Below are 19023 nucleotides of genomic sequence, written 5' to 3' on the forward strand. Positions count from 1 at the left end.
AGGTTTGCATAGTGAGCGAACGTAACCAACGCAAAGTTTATACTGGTCGTGTAGTGTCTGACAAAATGGACAAAACGATTACAGTTTTAGTTGAAACTTACAAAACTCATTCCTTGTACGGAAAACGTGTTAAGTATTCTAAGAAGTACAAAGCCCATGATGAGCAAAACCAAGCGAAACTTGGCGATATCGTTAAAATCATGGAAACTCGCCCGCTTTCTGCTACTAAGCGTTTCCGTTTAGTTGAAATCGTTGAAGAAGCGGTTATTATCTAAATAGACGAATCGGAATTTTTAGTCCGAAGGGAGGTTTCATAACATGATCCAACAAGAATCTCGTTTGAAAGTTGCTGACAACTCTGGTGCACGTGAACTTTTAACAATTAAAGTATTAGGCGGCTCTGGTCGTAAATATGCTAACATTGGTGACATTATCGTTGCTACGGTAAAACAAGCAACACCAGGTGGCGTTGTTAAAAAAGGTGACGTTGTTAAAGCAGTAGTAGTACGTACGAAGAGCGGAGCTCGTCGTCCGGACGGTTCTTACATCAAATTTGATGAAAACGCAGCGGTTATCATTAAAGACGATAAGAGCCCACGTGGTACTCGTATCTTCGGACCAGTAGCTCGTGAATTACGTGATAGCAACTTCATGAAGATCGTTTCTTTAGCTCCAGAAGTTCTATAATTTAAGGTATTGCCTTGCTAAGGAGGTGCAGAATTAAGATGCATGTAAAAAAAGGTGATAAAGTACAGGTAATCACTGGTAAAGACAAAGGAAAACAAGGCGTTATCCTTGTGGCTTTCCCAAAGCAAAACCGTGTTATCGTTGAGGGTGTCAATATCGTTAAGAAGCACTCTAAGCCATCTCAATTAAATCCACAAGGTGGAATTATTACTAAAGAAGCACCTATTCACGTTTCTAACGTTATGATTTTAGATCCGAAAACAGGTGAACCTACTCGCGTAGGCTTCAAAGTAGAAGATGGTAAAAAAGTTCGTATTGCAAAAAAATCTGGTGAATTATTAGATAAATAATTTTCTTAAGAAAGGAGGTCACTTCATTGAATCGCCTTAAAGAGAAGTTCCAAAAGGAAATTACTCCTGCTCTAGTGAGCAAGTTTAACTATAAATCTGTAATGCAGGTACCAAAAATCGAAAAGATCGTAATCAACACTGGTGTTGGTGACGCGGTATCTAACTCAAAAGCGTTAGACAACGCAGTAGAAGAATTAACACAAATCACAGGTCAAAAACCTGTTGTAACTCGTGCTAAAAAATCAATCGCTGGTTTCCGTCTTCGTGAAGGTATGCCAATCGGTGCGAAAGTAACTTTACGCGGCGAGCAAATGTATGAGTTCTTCGACAAATTAGTATCAGTTTCTTTACCACGTGTACGTGATTTCCGTGGTGTTTCTAAGAAATCATTCGATGGTCGTGGAAACTATACATTAGGTGTTAAAGAGCAACTTATTTTCCCTGAGATTGATTATGATAAAGTAAGCAAAGTCCGCGGTATGGACATCGTAATCGTTACTACAGCGAAAACTGATGAAGAAGCTCGTGAACTGTTAACACAATTCGGTATGCCATTCCAAAAATAATGGAAGCCAACGCTAAGTAGAGGAGGCGAAAACGTGGCTAAAAAATCTATGATAGCGAAACAAAAGCGTACTCCTAAGTTTAAAGTACAAGAGTATACACGTTGCGAACGCTGCGGTCGTCCGCATTCTGTATACCGCAAATTTAAACTTTGCCGTATTTGTTTCCGTGAACTTGCATATAAAGGTCAAATTCCTGGTGTTAAAAAAGCTAGTTGGTAAAACCCACAAATGGGAAGGAGGTAAAACACATGGTGATGACAGATCCAATTGCAGACATGCTTACTCGCATCCGTAATGCGAACATGGTACGTCATGAGAAATTAGAGGTTCCTGCTTCTAAAATCAAAAAAGAGATCGCTGAACTTTTAAAACGTGAAGGTTTCATTCGTGATGTAGAATACATCGAGGATAACAAACAAGGTATCCTTCGTATTTTCCTGAAATATGGTGCAAACAATGAACGTGTAATCACTGGATTAAAACGTATCAGTAAACCTGGCTTACGCGTTTACGCTAAAGCTGACGAAGTACCACGTGTACTTAACGGATTAGGTATCGCTCTTGTTTCTACATCTAAGGGAGTAATGACAGACAAAGACGCTCGTCAATTACAAACTGGTGGAGAAGTAGTAGCATACGTTTGGTAATATATATTTAAAACGAACGGAGGTGTGACCACATGTCTCGTATTGGTAAAAAGATTCTTGAAATCCCTGCAGGTGTTACTATTACAGTTGCAGAAGACAATACTGTAACAGTAAAAGGCCCTAAAGGTGAATTAACTCGTACTTTCAATGCTGATATGCTTATCAAAATTGAAGAGAATACATTAACAGTTGAGCGTCCATCTGAACAGAAGGAACACCGTGCATTACACGGTACAACTCGTGCTTTAATCGGAAACATGGTTGAAGGTGTAACTGAAGGTTTCGCACGCGGACTTGAATTAGTCGGTGTTGGTTACCGTGCTCAAAAACAAGGTGATAAACTTGTATTAAGCGTAGGTTATTCTCATCCAGTAGAAATGACTCCGGAAGCAGGTCTTGAAGTTGAAGTACCTGCACCAACTAAGATCGTAATTAAAGGTATCGACAAGCAACGTGTTGGCGAATTCGCTGCTAACATCCGTGCTGTACGTGCTCCTGAGCCTTACAAAGGTAAAGGTATTCGTTACGAAGGCGAAGTTGTTCGTCGTAAAGAAGGTAAAACTGCTAAGTAAACCCGTTAGGTGAGAGAAAGGAGTGACAAGAATGATCACTAAAGCTGATAAAAATGCGACTCGTAAGAAAAGACATGCACGTGTACGTGCTAAACTTACTGGTACTGCAGAGCGTCCACGTTTAAACGTGTTCCGTTCTAACCAACATATTTACGCTCAAGTTATTGATGATGTGAATGGTGTAACGTTAGTAAGTGCATCTACTCTTGATAAAGACCTTGCTCTTAACGGTACTAGCAATATTGAAGCTGCTACGAAAGTTGGAGAATCAGTTGCTAAGCGTGCTGTAGAGAAAGGCGTTAAAGAAGTAGTATTTGATCGCGGTGGTTACTTATACCATGGCCGTGTTAAAGCTCTAGCTGAAGCTGCTCGTGAGGCTGGATTACAATTTTAATGGTCAAAGGAGGGAAAATTGATGCATCGCATTGACCCAAGTAAATTAGAACTTGAAGAACGTGTAGTTACGATAAATCGTGTCGCGAAAGTTGTTAAGGGTGGTCGTCGTTTCCGCTTTGCTGCACTAGTTGTAGTTGGCGATAAAAACGGTCATGTTGGATTCGGTACTGGTAAAGCACAAGAGGTACCAGACGCAATCCGTAAAGCTATCGAAGACGCTAAGAAAAACTTAATCGCTGTACCATTAGTTGGTACAACAATTCCACACACAATCAACGGTCATTTTGGCGCTGGTGAAGTATTCTTAAAACCTGCTGCTGAGGGTACTGGTGTTATTGCTGGTGGACCTGTTCGTGCGGTCCTTGAATTAGCTGGTGTACAAGATATTCTTTCGAAATCTCTTGGTTCTAACACACCAATCAACATGATTCGCGCTACTGTGAACGGATTAAGCGAACTTAAGCGCGCTGAAGATGTTGCAAAATTACGCGGTAAATCTGTAGAAGAGCTACTAGGTTAAGGAGGGAAAACAAATGGCGAAAAAGTTAGAAATTACCCTCACTCGTAGTGTAATTGGTCGTCCACAAGATCAACGTGCGACGGTAGAAGCTTTAGGTCTTAAAAAGTTGAATTCAACTGTAGTTAAGGAAGAAACTCCTGCTATTCTTGGTATGATCAACAAAGTTTCTCACCTTGTAACTGTAAAAGAAGCTTAAGGATAACTCATTAATATAAGGAGGTGCCTGGGAATGAAACTTCATGAATTAAAACCTGCAGAAGGTTCTCGTAAAGTACGTAACCGTGTCGGTCGTGGTATCGGTTCTGGTAACGGTAAAACTGCTGGTAAAGGTCATAAAGGACAAAACGCACGTTCTGGCGGCGGTGTTCGTCTTGGCTTCGAAGGTGGTCAAACTCCATTATTCCGTCGTTTACCAAAACGCGGCTTCACAAACATTAACCGTAAAGAGTTTGCTATTGTAAACTTATCAACGTTAAATCGTTTTGAAGATGGTACAGAAGTAACACCTGAATTATTGCTGGAAACTGGCGTTATCAGCAAGTTAAACGACGGTGTTAAGGTTCTTGCAAGCGGAGCAGTAGAGAAAAAACTAACTGTTAAAGCGCACAAGTTCTCTTCAAGTGCTAAAGAAGCAATTGAAGCAGCTGGCGGATCAGTTGAGGTGATCTAATGTTTCGTACAATCTCCAACTTTATGCGCGTTGCTGAGATAAGACGTAAAATATTATTCACTTTAGCGATGTTAATCGTATTCAGGATTGGCACGTTTATCCCCGTGCCATTTACAAATGGAGACGTACTGAAGGCACAAGATCAATTAAATGCTTTAGGTATTCTAAATACATTTGGCGGTGGAGCCTTGAAAAACTTCTCCATCTTTGCGATGGGAATCATGCCGTATATTACAGCATCCATCATCGTGCAATTATTGCAGATGGATGTTGTTCCTAAATTTTCGGAATGGTCGAAGCAAGGTGAAATGGGCCGTCGTAAATTAACGCAATTCACGCGTTACTTTACAATTGTTCTTGCGTTTATTCAGGGGTTTGGTATGTCAATCGGTTTTAACGGTATGGTAGGTGGACAATTAATTTTGAATCCAGGTTGGAGCACTTATTTATACATTGCTACGGTACTGACTGCTGGTACTGCATTTTTAATGTGGTTAGGTGAACAGATTACAGCTAAAGGTGTAGGTAATGGTATTTCCATCCTTATCTTTGGCGGTATTGCCGCAGCGATCCCAAGTGTTATATCTCAAGTGTATCAGCAACAGTTTCAAAATATCGGAGATCAATTGTTCATGAGTATCGTTAAAGTTGCATTGATTTTACTAGCTGTGCTAGCAGTTATTGTGGGTGTTATTTTCATTCAACAGGCTGTTAGAAAGATCCCAATTCAATATGCGAAGCGTGTAACAGGAGGAAATGGTGGTTATGCTGGAGCACAAAACACACATTTACCGCTTAAGGTAAATAGTGCTGGTGTTATTCCAGTAATTTTTGCTGTTTCATTCTTAATTACGCCTCCGACTATTGCACAGTTCTTCCCGAAACATGATGTATCGCAGTGGATTATTGCAAACTTTAACTATTCTCACCCAGTGGGAATGATCATATATGTTGCGCTCATTGTAGCCTTCACATATTTCTATGCATTTGTTCAGGTTAATCCAGAGCAAATGTCAGAGAATCTAAACAAGCAAGGTGGATATGTTCCAGGTATTCGTCCGGGTAAGAATACGGAACAATATCTAACAAAAATCTTGTATCGTTTGACCTTTGTAGGATCAATTTTCCTAGCAGCGATTGCAATCTTACCAGTTATCTTTACGAAATTGGGAAATCTTCCTCCATCTGCACAGATCGGTGGAACGAGTATGTTAATCGTTGTCGGCGTTGCTTTAGAAACAATGAAGCAGCTAGAAAGCCAACTGGTAAAACGCCATTACAAAGGGTTTATCAAGCAGTGAGTAAGTGGGAAGAATTGTCTTCCCTACATGCTCATGTACTCTGAGGGGGAACAAGGATGAACTTAATTTTAATGGGGCTTCCTGGTGCTGGTAAAGGTACACAAGCCGAACAGATTGTTGCCAAGTATAACATCCCTCACATTTCAACAGGAGACATGTTCCGTGCAGCTATGAAGGCTGAAACTGAAATGGGTCTACAAGCAAAATCTTTTATTGATAAAGGTGCACTTGTTCCAGATGAAGTTACAATCGGAATCGTTCGTGAACGTTTAAGTCAAGACGACTGCGTAAGAGGTTTCTTACTAGACGGTTTCCCACGAACTGTTGCACAAGCATCAGCTCTTGAAGAAATTATGAAAGATCTTGGCAAAAAAATCGACTATGTTTTAAACATTAATGTGGATTCAGGGTTGTTATTAAAACGCCTTACAGGCCGTCGCATTTGTAAAGAGTGCGGTGCGACTTACCACTTAGAATTCAATCCACCAGCAAAAGCTGATGTGTGCGATAAATGTGGTGGCGAATTATATCAACGCTCTGATGACAATGAAGAAACTGTAGCAAATCGTTTAGATGTAAATATTAAGCAAACAAAACCTTTGCTTGATTTCTACGAAGAGCTTGGTTACTTACAAAGCATTAATGGTGAGCAAGATATCAATAAAGTATTTGCTGATATCGATGTTCTCATCGGAGGCTTAGCGTAATGATAATCTGCAAAACTCCTCGCGAGATAGAAATCATGCGAGAAGCTGGCAGGATCGTTGCTTTGACTCATCAAGAGTTGAAACAGCACATTACTCCAGGAATTACAACGAAAGAGCTCGATCAAATAGCGGAAAAGACGATTCAAAAATATGGTGCTACGCCATCTTTTAAAGGATACAACGGATTTCCGGGGAGCATATGTGCTTCTGTAAATGAAGAGCTTGTACACGGAATTCCAGGGAAGCGCAAGCTCAAAGAGGGCGATATCATCAGTATCGATATTGGTGCGAAATACAATGGGTACCATGGAGATTCTGCATGGACGTATCCAGTTGGAAACATTTCTGAATCTGTTCAAAAGCTACTTGATGTCACAGAAAAATCGTTGTATCTTGGTCTAGAACAAGTAAAACCAGGCGAGAGATTATCAAATATCTCACATGCGGTTCAAACCCATGCTGAAGAGAATGGATTCTCGATCGTTAGGGAGTATGTTGGTCACGGAATCGGGCAAGACTTACATGAGGACCCTCAAATCCCGCACTATGGTCCACCAAATAGAGGCCCTAGATTAAAGCCGGGAATGGTCATCTGTGTTGAGCCGATGGTGAATCAAGGAAGACGATATGTAAAAACACTATCTGATGACTGGACAGTGGTAACGGTAGATGGTAAATGGTGTGCCCATTTTGAGCACACGATTGCTCTTACAGAAGCAGGATACGAAATCCTTACCACTTTATAAGTAGCTGGCTCTCCGGGATTTCAGAGCAGTGTAAAATGTTACTGATTTGAAGAAGGGAGAACTATTGAATGGCTAAAGATGATGTAATTGAAGTCGAAGGTACCGTTCTTGAAACGTTGCCAAATGCTATGTTCAAAGTAGAATTAGAGAATGGGCATGTCGTATTGGCTCACGTTTCTGGTAAAATCCGTATGAACTTCATTCGTATTTTACCAGGAGACAAAGTTACGGTAGAATTATCTCCGTACGATTTAAATCGTGGTCGTATTACGTACCGTTTTAAATAATATAGCACTCCGTAATCTTTAAGGAGGTTCGAGACATGAAAGTAAGACCGTCAGTTAAACCAATCTGCGAAAAATGTAAAGTTATTCGTAGACGTGGAAAAGTAATGGTTATTTGTGAAAACCCTAAACATAAACAAAAACAAGGTTAATCAGAAGGAGGTGCATTCGTAATGGCACGTATCGCAGGTGTAGATATTCCTCGAGACAAACGCGTTGTTATTTCTTTAACTTACGTATTCGGCATTGGTCGCACAACTGCTGAAAAAATTCTTGCTGAAGCAGGTATTTCTGAAGAAACACGAGTTCGTGATTTAACGGAAGACGAATTAGGACGTATCCGTGATATCATCGATCGTATTAAAGTTGAGGGAGACCTTCGTCGTGAAGTATCTCTTAACATCAAACGTCTAATGGAGATCGGTTCTTACCGTGGTCTTCGTCACCGTCGTGGTTTACCAGTTCGTGGTCAAAACTCTAAAAACAATGCTCGTACACGTAAAGGTCCACGTCGTACAGTAGCAAATAAAAAGAAATAATAAGTAAAGGAGGTTGAACTAACAATGGCACGTAAAACAAACACTCGTAAAAAACGTGTGAAAAAGAATATTGAAGCTGGTATAGCTCATATTCGTTCTACTTTCAACAACACAATCGTAACACTTACAGATACTCACGGTAACGCACTTTCTTGGTCTAGTGCTGGTGCACTTGGTTTCCGTGGATCTCGTAAATCTACTCCATTCGCTGCGCAAATGGCTGCTGAAACTGCTGCTAAAGCTGCAATGGAACACGGTTTAAAAACTTTAGAGGTTACTGTTAAAGGTCCTGGTGCTGGTCGTGAAGCTGCAATTCGTGCTCTTCAAGCTGCAGGTCTAGAAGTAACAGCAATTAGAGATGTTACTCCAGTTCCTCATAATGGATGTCGTCCACCAAAACGTCGTCGTGTGTAATTTTTCTGTATAGAATTTTCCCTTTTGTCTATAATGGATATGATGCATTATCGAGAAATTTCGTACAGAAACATCGCTTGTTGTGCACAATCGGGAACTGCCTAAGGGGGACTTTCGGTTAGACAGGGGTTATACCTTTGTTTAACCGGGGTTTCGACGTTTTGAAGGAGGGTTTAGTTAATGATTGAAATCGAAAAGCCGAAAATCGAAACGGTTGAACTTAACGAAGATGCTAAATATGGTAAATTCGTAATTGAACCGCTTGAGCGTGGATATGGTACTACTTTGGGTAACTCCTTACGTCGTATTCTTTTATCCTCACTCCCTGGTGCCGCTGTTACTGCTATCCAAATCGATGGCGTATTACATGAATTTTCAACAGTTGAGGGCGTAGTAGAAGACGTTACGACGATCATCTTAAACTTGAAAAAGTTAGCTCTTAAAATCTACTCTGAAGAAGAGAAGACGTTGGAAATTGATGTACAGGGCGAAGGTATTGTCACAGCTGCTGATATTACTCACGATAGTGATGTAGAAATCTTAAATCCAGATTTACACATTGCAACGTTAGCAAAAGATGCGCATTTCCGCGTGCGTTTAACTGCAAAGCGTGGCCGTGGGTATACGCCAGCTGATGCAAATAAAAGCGAAGATCAACCAATAGGAGTAATTCCTATTGATTCTATTTATACTCCAGTATCACGTGTGACTTACCAAGTGGAAAAGACACGTGTCGGACAAGTGGCTAATTATGATAAGCTTACGCTTGATGTATGGACGGATGGAAGCATCGGGCCAAAAGAAGCTATCTCTTTAGGTGCCAAAATCTTAACTGAGCATTTAAATATCTTTGTTGGTTTAACTGATGAAGCACAAAATGCTGAGATTATGGTCGAGAAGGAAGAAGATCAAAAAGAGAAAGTTCTTGAGATGACTATCGAAGAACTAGACCTTTCTGTTCGTTCTTATAATTGCCTAAAACGTGCAGGAATTAATACTGTACAAGAGCTTGCGAACAAAACAGAAGAAGATATGATGAAAGTTCGTAACTTAGGACGTAAATCCTTAGAAGAAGTTAAACATAAACTTGAGGAATTAGGTTTAGGTTTACGTAAAGACGACTGAGGATTTAAACCCATCAACAAAGGAGGGAACTACGAATGGCATACAGAAAATTAGGCCGTACAAGTGCGCAACGTAAAGCTATGTTACGTGATTTAGCTACTGATTTAATTATCAACGAGCGCATCCAAACGACAGAAACTCGTGCAAAAGAACTTCGTTCTGTAGTGGAAAAAATGATCACTTTAGGTAAACGCGGAGATCTTCATGCTCGTCGTCAAGCAGCAGCTTTCATTCGCAATGAAGTAGCTAACGCTGAGACTGGTCAAGATGCACTTCAAAAACTATTCGCTGATGTAGCTCCACGCTATGCTGAGCGCCAAGGCGGATACACTCGTATTGCAAAAATTGGTCCACGTCGCGGAGACGCAGCACCAATGGTAATTATCGAGTTAGTATAATGATAATTAAAAGGGCAGGACAGTTCTTTTCAAGAAACTGGTCATGGCCCTTTTTTTTAAATATAAAAATAGGCTAACTTGGCGAAGGAAAGGGTGCCTTCTATTGAAAAAAGAGAAACTTCGGATAGAAAATATATCATTTCAATATCCTGGGGCAGCCACTTATGCATTAAAAGATGTTTCATTTTCCTTATATGAGGGAGAATGGGTATCTATTATTGGTCAAAACGGTTCAGGAAAGTCTACACTTGCAAAATTATTGAATGGTTTGTTTTTGCCAGAAGCAGGGACTATTACAGTAAATGATACAATGGTTTTATCAGAGGAAACGGTATGGGATGTTCGAAAACAAATTGGAATGGTATTTCAAAATCCAGATAATCAATTTGTTGGAACGACAGTGCAAGATGATGTTGTATTTGGCTTGGAGAATATCGGAATGCCAAGAGAACAAATGATTGAAAGATTAGAACAGGCCTTGCAACTTGTCCGTATGGAAGATTTTCTTAATGATGAGCCTCATTCCTTATCTGGTGGGCAAAAGCAGCGAGTGGCAATAGCAGGCGTTTTAGCACTTCAACCATCTATTTTAATATTAGATGAAGCAACGTCAATGTTAGACCCTCAAGGGAGACGTGAAGTAGTAGAAACGGTTAGACAACTTGTTACTCAAAAAGGTATTACCGTGTTATCAATTACGCACGATTTAGAAGAAGCGGCACAGTCAGATCGTGTCATTATTTTAAATAAGGGAGAAATATTAGAGGAAGGGACTCCAGAAAAAATTTTCAAATCCTCTCATATGCTCCAAGAAATTGGCTTAGATGTACCGTTTTCGGTGAAAATAGCAGAATTATTAAAAAGAAATGAAATTCTCTTGCAAAATACGCATCTTACAATGGAAAGCTTGGTGAACGAACTTTGGAGATTACATTCCAAAAAGTAGAACATCGTTATCAATATAAAACTCCATTTGAAAGACGCGCACTTTATGATGTAGACGTGTCGTTTCCAAGTGGGGGCTATTATGCCATTATCGGTCATACTGGTTCAGGAAAGTCGACGATGATTCAACATTTAAATGGTTTATTGCAGCCGACAAATGGTACAGTTCAAATTGGTGAACATTTGATTTCGGCAGGAAAGAAAGAAAAAAAGCTAAAGCCACTACGTAAGAAAGTAGGGGTTGTCTTTCAATTCCCAGAACATCAGTTGTTTGAAGAGACTGTGGAGAAAGATATTTGTTTCGGCCCTACTAATTTTGGAGTATCTGTAGACGAAGCAAGGCAAAAGGCTAGAAAGGCAATTGAACTTGTAGGGCTAGAACCAGAACTGTTAGCACGTTCTCCGTTCGAATTAAGTGGTGGACAAATGAGACGTGTTGCTATAGCGGGTGTACTGGCAATGGAACCTGAAGTGCTTGTATTAGATGAACCTACAGCAGGACTAGATCCAAAAGGGCAGAACGAACTTATGGAGATGTTTTATAAGCTGCACAAGGAGAAGGGTCTTACAGTCATCCTTGTAACGCATAATATGGAGGATGCTGCTCAGTATGCGGAGCAGATTGTAGTTATGCATAAAGGAACGGTCTTTTTGCAAGGAAGTGCAGAGGAAGTATTTTCACATGCTGATGAACTAGAGAAAATTGGTGTGGATCTTCCTATGTCATTAAAGTATAAACGTGCAATTGAAGAGAAGTTTGGTATTTCAATTCCAAAGGCTACCTTATCTTTAGAGGATCTTACTCATGAAGTTGTGCAGGTGTTACGAAAAGGTGGTCATGAATCATGCAGCAGTTGATTATTGGGAGATATATCCCGGGGAATTCACTTATTCATCAACTTGATCCACGTACGAAGCTGCTGATTGTCTTTTTATATGTATTTGTTGTTTTCTTAGCAAATAATGCGATTTCATATGGATTTTTATTTTTATATGCACTCATTGCTTTATTTTTTGCAAAAGTGCCGATTCGTTATGTACTTTCGGGCTTAAAACCAATTTTATGGATTTTTCTTTTTACATTTTTCCTGCATATTTTTACAAATAAAGAGGGGGATGTACTATTCCAGCTTGGTTGGTTTTCGATATATGAAAAAGGATTAGAGCAAGGGATATACATTTCTGTACGATTCTTCGTTATTATTTTAATGACGACATTATTAACGTTAACGACGACACCTATTGAAATTACAGATGGTTTGGAGACGTTATTAAAGCCGTTGAAGCGTATAAAGGTTCCTGTTCATGAAATCGCATTAATGATGTCAATTTCTCTTCGTTTTATCCCGACATTAATGGATGAAACGAGTAAAATAATGAAAGCACAAGCGTCACGTGGTATTGATTTTGCCGGGGGACCGATAAAAGATAGAATGAAAGCTATTATTTCACTGCTCGTTCCTCTGTTTATCAGTGCTTTTAAGCGTGCAGAGGACTTAGCCATTGCGATGGAAGCTCGTGGATATCAAAGTGGTGAAGGACGTACTAAATTTAGGCAACTACGCTGGAAAACAAGCGATACAGTAACGATTGTCAGCTTATTTTGTTTAGCTTGTATTTTGGCATGGGTGCGATCGTAATGGAGAATAGAGAAATGGATAGAATAAAATGTACGGTTGCATATGATGGCATGCATTTTTGTGGTTATCAAATTCAGCCGAACCATCGTACTGTTCAACAGGAGATAGAAAAAGCATTGCAGAAATTGCATAAGGGAGAACTTGTTCGTGTTCAGGCATCTGGTAGAACAGATTCTACAGTTCATGCAAAAGGACAAGTAATACACTTTGATACTCCTTTGTCTCTTGAAGAATGGCAATGGATTAATGCTTTAAACACAATGTTGCCAGATGATATTGTTATTAGGCAAGTAGAGAAAAAAACAGAAGAATTTCATGCACGTTACGGTGTTGAGAAAAAAGAATATCGTTATCGTGTATTATTATCAAAGACTGCGGATGTATTCCGTAGAAATTACGTATATCAATATCCATACCCGCTCGAAATCAACTCTATAAGAAAAGCAATTCCTTATTTTATTGGAACACATGATTTCACTTCTTTTTGTTCGGCAAAAACTGACAAAAAAGATAAAGTGCGAACAATTTATGAAATCGAGTTAATTGAACAAAATGATGAAATAATTTTTCGTTTTGTAGGTAATGGATTTTTATATAATATGGTCAGAATTATTGTTGGTACGTTACTTAGCGTAGGGCAAGGAAAGCTTGATCCTGATAGCATTCCAGAGATTTTAGCGAAACAAAATCGTCAGTTTGCTGGAAAGATGGCTCCAGGTCATGGGCTTTACTTATGGGAGGTAAACTATAACAACTAATCCTGGTGTAACATTTGCTTGACATTAGAAACTCAAAAGTATATCATAACATATGGTATTGTTTCTAAAACCACGATTAGCCCCGGAAGGAAATCGTGTTTAAGATAAACAATAGATTTTTTCTATGGAAAAGATAACGAGGAGGGAAACACATGCGTACGACTTTTATGGCAAAAGCTAACGAAGTTGAGCGTAAATGGTATGTGGTTGATGCTGAAGGTCAAACTTTAGGTCGCCTTGCTAGTGAAGTAGCATCCATTTTACGTGGTAAAAACAAACCTACATTTACACCACACGTTGACACGGGTGATCATGTAATTATTATTAACGCTGAGAAAATTCATTTAACAGGTAATAAATTAAACGATAAAATTTACTACCGTCACACTAACCACCCAGGTGGACTTAAGCAAAGAACAGCTCTTGAAATGCGTACAAACTACCCTGTACAAATGTTAGAGCTTGCAATTAAAGGCATGCTTCCAAAAGGACGCTTAGGCCGTCAAGTTTCTAAGAAACTTAACGTGTATGCTGGAGCAGAGCATCCACACCAAGCACAAAAACCAGAAGTTTACGAACTTCGCGGATAATTAATTAAAGGAGGGCTTACTTTGGCACAGGTTCAATACTATGGCACTGGACGTCGTAAGAGTTCAGTAGCGCGCGTACGCCTAGTTCCAGGCGAAGGACGCGTTATCATTAACGGTCGTGATTTTGAAAACTATATCCCATTTGCTGCATTACGTGAAGTAGTGAAACAACCTCTAGTTGCAACAGAAACTTTAGGTAACTACGATGTACTTGTAAACGTAAATGGTGGTGGATACACTGGTCAAGCTGGTGCTATTCGTCACGGTATTTCTCGCGCTTTATTAAAAGCTGATCCAGAATACCGTCTAACATTAAAACGTGCAGGTCTATTAACTCGTGACGCACGTATGAAAGAGCGTAAAAAATACGGTCTTAAAGGCGCACGTCGTGCACCTCAGTTCTCAAAACGTTAATTTTTGCGAACTACAAACCCCAACCATTTTGGTTGGGGTTTTTTATGTTTCATTCCTCTTTTGCAATTTTTATAGCTTGGAATATTTTAGTGCTCCCGCCACGCGTATGCTTCTTCTTTAGAAGTTTAGACTAATACGTATTAGGGAGGTTTATATGTACTATGAATGTCATTGTCAGCTTACAAGAAAAACAAAAAGAAAAGCAGTTAAAATACGAGCGGAAGATGTTGCGGGAATTATCATTAAAAACATTGCGTTCAAATATTCGTGATGCCTTTCAAATGCAAGAGCTTCATCGTCAGTATGAAGATTACTGTATTGAATTAGGGATAGAATCTTATTTATTAGGAGCGAGATACAGTAAATTTGGTTATTATGGTGAATCGTTTTTTGATGTGAAATATAGAGCTTTAGAAGAAGAACAACAATTAACTGAAACGCTATTTCAATTTTTAACGAGTATGACTATGCGAGAAATAAAGTTGAAAGATGAGGAGTTACTTTTTGAATCTTGTCAGCAGTTTATAGGATTGTGGTGGCAAGAAGGGTATGAAAAAGGTGAAAGAAGATATCGATTAAAGCTTCATTAAGACAAGCATAAACTTTCCTCTTGTCCCATATAAGTAATTAGAGGGACTAGCTGGAGGAGGAAAGGTATGAAGAGAATTCGAATTATCTCTTTTGCACTCGCTGCGGTTGTATTGTTTTTTTTAGTCAAGCAAGAATTTCAAATTACAAAATCGTGGCGAGCTTGGAATTTACCCTTATCAGGGAAAGTAATTGTGTTAGATGCTGGGCATGGTGGACCAGATGGAGGGGCTGTTGGTGGAAAGGATATTATAGAAAAGGATATTACGCTTGAAATTACAAAAAAGGTACAAGACTATTTACAAGAACAAGGTGCACTAGTTATTTTAACGCGTGAGGGAGATTATGATTTAGCTAACAAAGATACAAAGTCATATAGTAGACGTAAAGCAGAGGATTTAAAAAAACGTGTAGAAATCATCAATAAACCTGATGTAGACTTTTTTGCAAGTATTCATTTAAATGCTTTAACTAGTAGTGGATCGAAAGGCGCACAAACGTTCTATTACCGCTCTTCGATTGAAAATGAACGTGCTGCAAAATTTATACAGGCTGAATTGAGAACAAGTTTAGAGAACACGAATCGTTCTGCTAAGACAATTTCGCATGTATATTTATTAAAGTATTCTAAAACACCAGGTGCTTTAATTGAAGCTGGCTTTTTATCGAATGTGAACGAAAGGTATATGTTAAATTCGGAGAAATATCAGCAAAAGGTAGCAGCTGCAATATACCGTGGTATATTACGTTATTTCACGGAAAAAGGAAATCCTCCAGAATAAGGAGGATTTTTTTGAGCTTCTCTCGTTAACGAAGTTTTCGGAAAATATGTTATACTGGAAATGTAAACGCATTTATTTCAAGGATAAGCAGAGATAAATTCAATTAACATTACGTTATTTTTCATACAGGGGGCTGGGCTAATTATGGTAACGAAAGAGCAAGTGGTTGAAGCGTTAGAAGGGATTGTAGATCCGTTTTTACATAAAACATTAAAAGAAACAAGTGCAATTAAAGAGGTAACAGTCAAGCCAGAGAAGGAACATGTGAGTGTCAAAATTGCAATCGTAAAAACCGGTACAGCGGAACAAATGCAGTTGCAGTCTGGAATTGTAAAGTTAGTAAAAGAACTTGGGGCAGCAACAGTTGGACTTCGTTTTGCAGAATTTACAGAAGAGGAATTAGCTCAGTTTGCACCGGAACAAGAAGAAGAGCAAAGTGAATCTTTATTGTCACCTAATTCAAAAACAACATTCTTAGCAGTAGCGAGTGGAAAAGGTGGCGTGGGAAAATCAACTGTTTCCGTTAACCTTGCAGTTGCTTTAGCTCGTTTAGGAAAAAAAGTTGGTATTATTGATGCGGACATTTACGGTTTTAGTGTGCCAGACATGATGGGGATAGAAAAACGTCCTATCGTAAGAGGTGATAAGATAATTCCGGTGGAACGTTTAGGTGTAAAGGTAATCTCAATGGGCTTCTTTGTAGAGGATAATGCACCAGTTATTTGGAGAGGACCTATGCTTGGGAAAATGTTAAACCACTTCTTCACAGAAGTAGAATGGGGCGATTTAGATTATTTAGTACTAGATTTGCCACCAGGCACAGGTGATGTTGCGTTAGATGTGCACTCAATGTTGCCATCTTGCAAAGAGATTATTGTAACGACGCCTCATCCAACAGCTGCGTTTGTAGCAGCGCGTGCTGGAGCGATGGCATTGCGCACTGAACATAGTATTCTTGGTGTTGTTGAGAATATGGCATATTTTGAAAGTAAGGTAACTGGTGAGAAAGAATATGTATTTGGAAAAGGTGGGGGAGATAAGTTAGCTACCGAATTACAAACGAATGTTCTTGGTCGTATTCCACTGCAACAACCCGATTGGAATAAAGAAGACTTTGCTCCTTCAGTATATGAAGATACACATACAACGGGCATTATTTATAGTAAAATAGCTGAAACAGTAATTGATAAAACAGCTGTTACACAAAAATAAAGTGAAACTTTAATCAGTGGGGTTCACCTGTTACTGACAACAATAAGGCTTTTGTTGCTAGTAAACCTTTCGCTTAATTAGAGGGGTCCATTTTGTCTGTTAATAGCAAGATAAAGTAATAACGAGTGAACAATATATAAATTGTCCACTCGTTATTATAGTTATTATTTTTTACTGTTCTTCCTTCTTCTCGCCTTGAGAACCACCGTCACCGCCTGCTTCTTTCTTGCCAGATCCGCCTTTTTCAGCTTTTTGCACACCTTTACTAATGATATCAATCATCTTGGCTTGGAAGAGTGGACTTTCAGCAGTTTCTGTTAGTACTTGTTGTAGATATTGACGGTATTCTTTACTCTTCATTGTTTGTAACATCATTTTTTCTACTTCAGGATTTTTCATAATTTCTATAACGCCTGCTTGGTATTCAGGGTCTTTTAATAAGGTTTTCATTAATTGAGTTTGTTCTTTCCCCATACTTTTAGCAAATTTTGATGAGAACTCAGGATCTTTAAAGAGCTTTTCCCAGAATTGTTGCCCTTTATCGGATACCATGGCATCTTCAATCGTTTTCTTTACTACTGTTTCATCTAGTATGAGTGCTTGTTTCATTTTTTCATCAGTTAATACATCTTGAATAGCTTTCTTACCTTGATCTGTTTTTAAAATATCAACAATCATTTTCTTTGTTTGATCGTAATCTAGTTCGGATTTCGTTTCTTTTCCTTGTGCGCATGCTGCAAGTGCGATAAGTAGAAAAGAAGAAACGAAAATGAATAGCATCCGTTTCATAAGTTGGAACTCCTTTCAGCACAGTTCTCTCTTTTTAATATAAATATCTTTAAGGAATTTATACATGAACATGGCTAGCTTTTTGAAATTGTCATTGATACAATTTAATTAGAAATATAAGGATAATGGGGGATGTGTTGTGAATAGCCGCAAGTGGGTACGACTATTTTTAACGACGTTGTTTCTTGGTGGGATTAGCACAGTTATTATTGGTTTTGTTTTGGAGTGGGACAAGTACGATAAATTTTTTCAAAATTTCGACGGCAAGGAGATTTTAGCAGTATCTTTCTGGCTGATGGGTGTAGGATTTATTTTTAGTGTTATAAGTCAAATGGGATTCTTTGCATATTTAACAATCCATCGTTTTGGACTAGGGATGTTTCGCTCATCTTCTTTATGGAATGCAGTCCAGCTCTTCTTTATTGCATTCGTATTATTTGATTTTGTGTATTTAAGATCTGTACTTATTGCAAATGGGGAAGTCTCGTTAGGGAATAATATACTTGTTGCTGGAATGTTATTTGTGTTTGGAGCAATTGTTGCTTATGTAAAAAGTAAAGAAACAAATAAAAAAGCATTTGTGCCAGCTCTGTTCTTTATGGTTGTTGTAACGATCCTTGAATGGGTACCGGCGCTTCGGATTAATGATACAGATTGGTTATATTTAATGGTTATACCGCTATTGTTATGTAATGCATATCAATTACTTGTATTACATCGTTTAATCGGAAAAACAAGTAAATCAGCTTAATAGAGAGGTTTTATAAAACAGCAGTTATAATGTTGTAAATGGTATGATTAAAAAAGCTCTACCACCTTCTTGAAAGGTAGTAGAGCTTTTTATGCGTGAAGAGTAGTAGGGAAGAAGCTACTTCACATCCTCACTTTTCGTACTTGTGTTGGAAATAAGTTGTGAAACGGATATTTGCTCATATCCATCACTTTTTATTTTTTGCAGGAGCAGCGGTAAAGCTCTATTTGTTTGAAGGGCAGAATCGGATGCGTGTAATAAGACGATATCTCCACCTTTCAAATTATTAGAGACAGTGGAAACGATGTTATTTACACCTGGGTTTTTCCAATCGTTTGAATTATTACTCCAATGCACGACGGTGTATCCAAGTGATTCTGCGATTTTAAGGGTTGCTTTGTTAAATTCGCCACTAGGTGGACGTAACAGCTTGACTTGTTTTACACCAAGTTTCGTAAAAACATCTTGTGCTCGTAAAAGGTCTCGTCTTATTTCATTTGTCTCTAGAGAAGTATAGGATGTGTAATTGTACCCCATACTACCGATTTCGTGTCCATCTTTCATGATTCGCTCTACAATATCGGGGTGTCTTTCGGCCCATGCAGCAGAAAGGAAGAAGGTTGCATTCTTAA

32 protein-coding genes (1 of these 32 only partly in view) are annotated in these 19023 nt (G+C 38.9%); 30 read left to right on the forward strand and 2 right to left on the reverse strand.

The genetic code is table 11. From position 1 onward, the window contains the following. Window positions 1–11: 11 nt before the first annotated feature. The 29 genes from rpsQ (at window position 12) to DN399_RS00865 (ending at window position 16851) form a co-directional block, all read left to right on the forward strand. Entirely contained in the window at window positions 12–275 is a 264-nt protein-coding gene (gene rpsQ, locus DN399_RS00725; RefSeq protein ID WP_000004106.1) for a 30S ribosomal protein S17, read from the forward strand. A gap of 43 nt (window positions 276–318) precedes the next feature. Beyond that, on the forward strand, window positions 319–687 hold the full coding sequence (gene rplN / locus DN399_RS00730; RefSeq protein WP_000615912.1) for a 50S ribosomal protein L14: 369 nt from the start codon (window positions 319–321) through the stop codon (window positions 685–687). 38 nt (window positions 688–725) lie between these two features. Further along, complete coding sequence (gene rplX, locus DN399_RS00735) at window positions 726–1037, forward strand: 50S ribosomal protein L24 (protein WP_000558200.1); 312 nt, start codon at window positions 726–728, stop codon at window positions 1035–1037. A 26-nt stretch (window positions 1038–1063) separates the two neighbouring features. Further along, complete coding sequence (gene rplE / locus DN399_RS00740) at window positions 1064–1603, forward strand: 50S ribosomal protein L5 (RefSeq protein ID WP_001080831.1); 540 nt, start codon at window positions 1064–1066, stop codon at window positions 1601–1603. A 33-nt stretch (window positions 1604–1636) separates the two neighbouring features. After that, window positions 1637–1822, forward strand: coding sequence for a 30S ribosomal protein S14 (gene rpsN / locus DN399_RS00745; RefSeq protein WP_001085700.1), 186 nt, complete (start codon window positions 1637–1639; stop codon window positions 1820–1822). Window positions 1823–1851: 29 nt separating this feature from the next. After that, on the forward strand, window positions 1852–2250 hold the full coding sequence (gene rpsH, locus DN399_RS00750) for a 30S ribosomal protein S8 (RefSeq protein ID WP_000245511.1): 399 nt from the start codon (window positions 1852–1854) through the stop codon (window positions 2248–2250). A 32-nt stretch (window positions 2251–2282) separates the two neighbouring features. Continuing rightward, a complete protein-coding gene (rplF, locus tag DN399_RS00755) occupies window positions 2283–2822 on the forward strand; it encodes a 50S ribosomal protein L6 (protein ID WP_000086558.1) in 540 nt (179 codons plus the stop codon). A gap of 31 nt (window positions 2823–2853) precedes the next feature. After that, the gene (gene rplR / locus DN399_RS00760) at window positions 2854–3216 is read left to right on the forward strand and encodes a 50S ribosomal protein L18 (RefSeq protein ID WP_000628816.1); all 363 of its coding nucleotides are present in this window, start codon (window positions 2854–2856) and stop codon (window positions 3214–3216) included. A 21-nt stretch (window positions 3217–3237) separates the two neighbouring features. Beyond that, on the forward strand, window positions 3238–3738 hold the full coding sequence (gene rpsE / locus DN399_RS00765; protein WP_000554646.1) for a 30S ribosomal protein S5: 501 nt from the start codon (window positions 3238–3240) through the stop codon (window positions 3736–3738). Window positions 3739–3751: 13 nt separating this feature from the next. Further along, entirely contained in the window at window positions 3752–3934 is a 183-nt protein-coding gene (gene rpmD / locus DN399_RS00770) for a 50S ribosomal protein L30 (protein ID WP_001085234.1), read from the forward strand. Between the two features lie 33 nt (window positions 3935–3967). Next, window positions 3968–4408: a 50S ribosomal protein L15 gene (rplO, locus tag DN399_RS00775; RefSeq protein WP_000766081.1), complete on the forward strand. Its 441-nt coding sequence runs from the start codon at window positions 3968–3970 to the stop codon at window positions 4406–4408. Further along, window positions 4408–5709, forward strand: coding sequence for a preprotein translocase subunit SecY (gene secY / locus DN399_RS00780; protein ID WP_000490117.1), 1302 nt, complete (start codon window positions 4408–4410; stop codon window positions 5707–5709). Before rplO ends, secY begins: the two co-directional genes overlap by 1 nt. Before the next feature lie 56 nt (window positions 5710–5765). After that, window positions 5766–6416, forward strand: coding sequence for an adenylate kinase (locus tag DN399_RS00785; RefSeq protein ID WP_001048989.1), 651 nt, complete (start codon window positions 5766–5768; stop codon window positions 6414–6416). Next, a complete protein-coding gene (map, locus tag DN399_RS00790; protein WP_000582539.1) occupies window positions 6416–7162 on the forward strand; it encodes a type I methionyl aminopeptidase in 747 nt (248 codons plus the stop codon). Before DN399_RS00785 ends, map begins: the two co-directional genes overlap by 1 nt. 68 nt (window positions 7163–7230) lie before the next feature. Then, entirely contained in the window at window positions 7231–7449 is a 219-nt protein-coding gene (infA, locus tag DN399_RS00795) for a translation initiation factor IF-1 (protein WP_001029884.1), read from the forward strand. A gap of 35 nt (window positions 7450–7484) precedes the next feature. Next, window positions 7485–7598: a 50S ribosomal protein L36 gene (gene rpmJ, locus DN399_RS00800; RefSeq protein WP_000868344.1), complete on the forward strand. Its 114-nt coding sequence runs from the start codon at window positions 7485–7487 to the stop codon at window positions 7596–7598. A 21-nt stretch (window positions 7599–7619) separates the two neighbouring features. Then, on the forward strand, window positions 7620–7985 hold the full coding sequence (gene rpsM / locus DN399_RS00805; protein ID WP_000090788.1) for a 30S ribosomal protein S13: 366 nt from the start codon (window positions 7620–7622) through the stop codon (window positions 7983–7985). A 24-nt stretch (window positions 7986–8009) separates the two neighbouring features. Next, complete coding sequence (gene rpsK / locus DN399_RS00810; protein ID WP_000101798.1) at window positions 8010–8399, forward strand: 30S ribosomal protein S11; 390 nt, start codon at window positions 8010–8012, stop codon at window positions 8397–8399. 180 nt (window positions 8400–8579) lie between these two features. Then, window positions 8580–9524: a DNA-directed RNA polymerase subunit alpha gene (locus DN399_RS00815; RefSeq protein WP_000569643.1), complete on the forward strand. Its 945-nt coding sequence runs from the start codon at window positions 8580–8582 to the stop codon at window positions 9522–9524. 35 nt (window positions 9525–9559) lie between these two features. After that, complete coding sequence (rplQ, locus tag DN399_RS00820) at window positions 9560–9922, forward strand: 50S ribosomal protein L17 (protein ID WP_000331490.1); 363 nt, start codon at window positions 9560–9562, stop codon at window positions 9920–9922. A gap of 103 nt (window positions 9923–10025) precedes the next feature. Continuing rightward, on the forward strand, window positions 10026–10868 hold the full coding sequence (locus DN399_RS00825) for an energy-coupling factor ABC transporter ATP-binding protein (protein ID WP_000711757.1): 843 nt from the start codon (window positions 10026–10028) through the stop codon (window positions 10866–10868). Then, window positions 10844–11725 (forward strand): energy-coupling factor ABC transporter ATP-binding protein, encoded by an 882-nt coding sequence (locus DN399_RS00830; RefSeq protein ID WP_000406533.1) that lies wholly within the window; start codon window positions 10844–10846, stop codon window positions 11723–11725. Before DN399_RS00825 ends, DN399_RS00830 begins: the two co-directional genes overlap by 25 nt. Next, window positions 11713–12507 (forward strand): energy-coupling factor transporter transmembrane component T family protein, encoded by a 795-nt coding sequence (locus DN399_RS00835; protein ID WP_001186526.1) that lies wholly within the window; start codon window positions 11713–11715, stop codon window positions 12505–12507. The genes DN399_RS00830 and DN399_RS00835 overlap by 13 nt, the downstream gene beginning before the upstream one ends. Window positions 12508–12521: 14 nt before the next feature. Next, window positions 12522–13265 (forward strand): tRNA pseudouridine(38-40) synthase TruA, encoded by a 744-nt coding sequence (gene truA / locus DN399_RS00840; protein ID WP_002098927.1) that lies wholly within the window; start codon window positions 12522–12524, stop codon window positions 13263–13265. A 152-nt stretch (window positions 13266–13417) separates the two neighbouring features. Next, window positions 13418–13855 carry a 50S ribosomal protein L13 gene (gene rplM, locus DN399_RS00845; protein ID WP_001260793.1) on the forward strand — a complete coding sequence of 146 codons (438 nt, stop codon included), beginning with the start codon at window positions 13418–13420 and terminating at the stop codon, window positions 13853–13855. Window positions 13856–13876: 21 nt separating this feature from the next. Further along, the gene (rpsI, locus tag DN399_RS00850) at window positions 13877–14269 is read left to right on the forward strand and encodes a 30S ribosomal protein S9 (RefSeq protein WP_000079986.1); all 393 of its coding nucleotides are present in this window, start codon (window positions 13877–13879) and stop codon (window positions 14267–14269) included. Between the two features lie 161 nt (window positions 14270–14430). Beyond that, window positions 14431–14859, forward strand: coding sequence for a DUF2521 family protein (locus DN399_RS00855; RefSeq protein WP_001101005.1), 429 nt, complete (start codon window positions 14431–14433; stop codon window positions 14857–14859). Between the two features lie 66 nt (window positions 14860–14925). Further along, window positions 14926–15639 carry an N-acetylmuramoyl-L-alanine amidase CwlD gene (gene cwlD, locus DN399_RS00860; RefSeq protein ID WP_000822439.1) on the forward strand — a complete coding sequence of 238 codons (714 nt, stop codon included), beginning with the start codon at window positions 14926–14928 and terminating at the stop codon, window positions 15637–15639. A gap of 144 nt (window positions 15640–15783) precedes the next feature. Beyond that, window positions 15784–16851, forward strand: a complete 1068-nt coding sequence (locus tag DN399_RS00865) for an Mrp/NBP35 family ATP-binding protein (protein ID WP_000256628.1) — start codon at window positions 15784–15786, stop codon at window positions 16849–16851. Window positions 16852–17022: 171 nt separating this feature from the next. Here the strand turns inward: DN399_RS00865 and gerD are convergent, their stop codons facing one another. After that, the gene (gene gerD, locus DN399_RS00870; RefSeq protein WP_000827295.1) at window positions 17023–17640 is read right to left on the reverse strand and encodes a spore germination lipoprotein GerD; all 618 of its coding nucleotides are present in this window, start codon (window positions 17638–17640) and stop codon (window positions 17023–17025) included. A gap of 139 nt (window positions 17641–17779) precedes the next feature. Between gerD and kbaA the strand changes: the two genes are divergently transcribed. After that, the gene (gene kbaA / locus DN399_RS00875; protein ID WP_006921137.1) at window positions 17780–18391 is read left to right on the forward strand and encodes a KinB signaling pathway activation protein KbaA; all 612 of its coding nucleotides are present in this window, start codon (window positions 17780–17782) and stop codon (window positions 18389–18391) included. A gap of 117 nt (window positions 18392–18508) precedes the next feature. Here kbaA and pdaB read toward each other — a convergent pair whose 3' ends face one another. Then, on the reverse strand, window positions 18509–19023 hold the 3' portion of the coding sequence (gene pdaB, locus DN399_RS00880; RefSeq protein ID WP_000464703.1) for a polysaccharide deacetylase family sporulation protein PdaB. The gene runs 250 nt beyond the window's last position; 515 of the gene's 765 nt are visible here — the last part of the coding sequence; the start codon falls outside the window, past its right edge; the stop codon is at window positions 18509–18511.

The organism is Bacillus sp. AR4-2 (genome assembly GCF_008274865.1).
In the GTDB taxonomy this organism is placed as follows: Bacteria; Bacillota; Bacilli; order Bacillales; family Bacillaceae_G; genus Bacillus_A; species Bacillus_A cereus.

Excerpts from the sequence above, each read along its gene's own strand:
- rplN (WP_000615912.1), top strand. The coding sequence starts at position 319 with ATGATCCAACAAGAATCTCGTTTGAAAGTTGCTGACAACTCTGGTGCA.
- rplF (WP_000086558.1), top strand. The coding sequence starts at position 2,283 with ATGTCTCGTATTGGTAAAAAGATTCTTGAAATCCCTGCAGGTGTTACT.
- DN399_RS00815 (WP_000569643.1), top strand. The coding sequence starts at position 8,580 with ATGATTGAAATCGAAAAGCCGAAAATCGAAACGGTTGAACTTAACGAA.
- rpsK (WP_000101798.1), top strand. The coding sequence starts at position 8,010 with ATGGCACGTAAAACAAACACTCGTAAAAAACGTGTGAAAAAGAATATT.
- rplQ (WP_000331490.1), top strand. The coding sequence starts at position 9,560 with ATGGCATACAGAAAATTAGGCCGTACAAGTGCGCAACGTAAAGCTATG.
- gerD (WP_000827295.1), bottom strand. The coding sequence starts at position 17,640 with ATGAAACGGATGCTATTCATTTTCGTTTCTTCTTTTCTACTTATCGCA.
- cwlD (WP_000822439.1), top strand. The coding sequence starts at position 14,926 with ATGAAGAGAATTCGAATTATCTCTTTTGCACTCGCTGCGGTTGTATTG.
- DN399_RS00785 (WP_001048989.1), top strand. The coding sequence starts at position 5,766 with ATGAACTTAATTTTAATGGGGCTTCCTGGTGCTGGTAAAGGTACACAA.
- DN399_RS00855 (WP_001101005.1), top strand. The coding sequence starts at position 14,431 with ATGAATGTCATTGTCAGCTTACAAGAAAAACAAAAAGAAAAGCAGTTA.
- rplX (WP_000558200.1), top strand. The coding sequence starts at position 726 with ATGCATGTAAAAAAAGGTGATAAAGTACAGGTAATCACTGGTAAAGAC.
- rplR (WP_000628816.1), top strand. The coding sequence starts at position 2,854 with ATGATCACTAAAGCTGATAAAAATGCGACTCGTAAGAAAAGACATGCA.
- rplO (WP_000766081.1), top strand. The coding sequence starts at position 3,968 with ATGAAACTTCATGAATTAAAACCTGCAGAAGGTTCTCGTAAAGTACGT.
- rpsM (WP_000090788.1), top strand. The coding sequence starts at position 7,620 with ATGGCACGTATCGCAGGTGTAGATATTCCTCGAGACAAACGCGTTGTT.
- rpmJ (WP_000868344.1), top strand. The coding sequence starts at position 7,485 with ATGAAAGTAAGACCGTCAGTTAAACCAATCTGCGAAAAATGTAAAGTT.
- map (WP_000582539.1), top strand. The coding sequence starts at position 6,416 with ATGATAATCTGCAAAACTCCTCGCGAGATAGAAATCATGCGAGAAGCT.
- rpmD (WP_001085234.1), top strand. The coding sequence starts at position 3,752 with ATGGCGAAAAAGTTAGAAATTACCCTCACTCGTAGTGTAATTGGTCGT.
- truA (WP_002098927.1), top strand. The coding sequence starts at position 12,522 with ATGGATAGAATAAAATGTACGGTTGCATATGATGGCATGCATTTTTGT.
- rpsE (WP_000554646.1), top strand. The coding sequence starts at position 3,238 with ATGCATCGCATTGACCCAAGTAAATTAGAACTTGAAGAACGTGTAGTT.
- secY (WP_000490117.1), top strand. The coding sequence starts at position 4,408 with ATGTTTCGTACAATCTCCAACTTTATGCGCGTTGCTGAGATAAGACGT.
- rplM (WP_001260793.1), top strand. The coding sequence starts at position 13,418 with ATGCGTACGACTTTTATGGCAAAAGCTAACGAAGTTGAGCGTAAATGG.
- infA (WP_001029884.1), top strand. The coding sequence starts at position 7,231 with ATGGCTAAAGATGATGTAATTGAAGTCGAAGGTACCGTTCTTGAAACG.
- rpsH (WP_000245511.1), top strand. The coding sequence starts at position 1,852 with ATGGTGATGACAGATCCAATTGCAGACATGCTTACTCGCATCCGTAAT.
- DN399_RS00835 (WP_001186526.1), top strand. The coding sequence starts at position 11,713 with ATGCAGCAGTTGATTATTGGGAGATATATCCCGGGGAATTCACTTATT.
- DN399_RS00865 (WP_000256628.1), top strand. The coding sequence starts at position 15,784 with ATGGTAACGAAAGAGCAAGTGGTTGAAGCGTTAGAAGGGATTGTAGAT.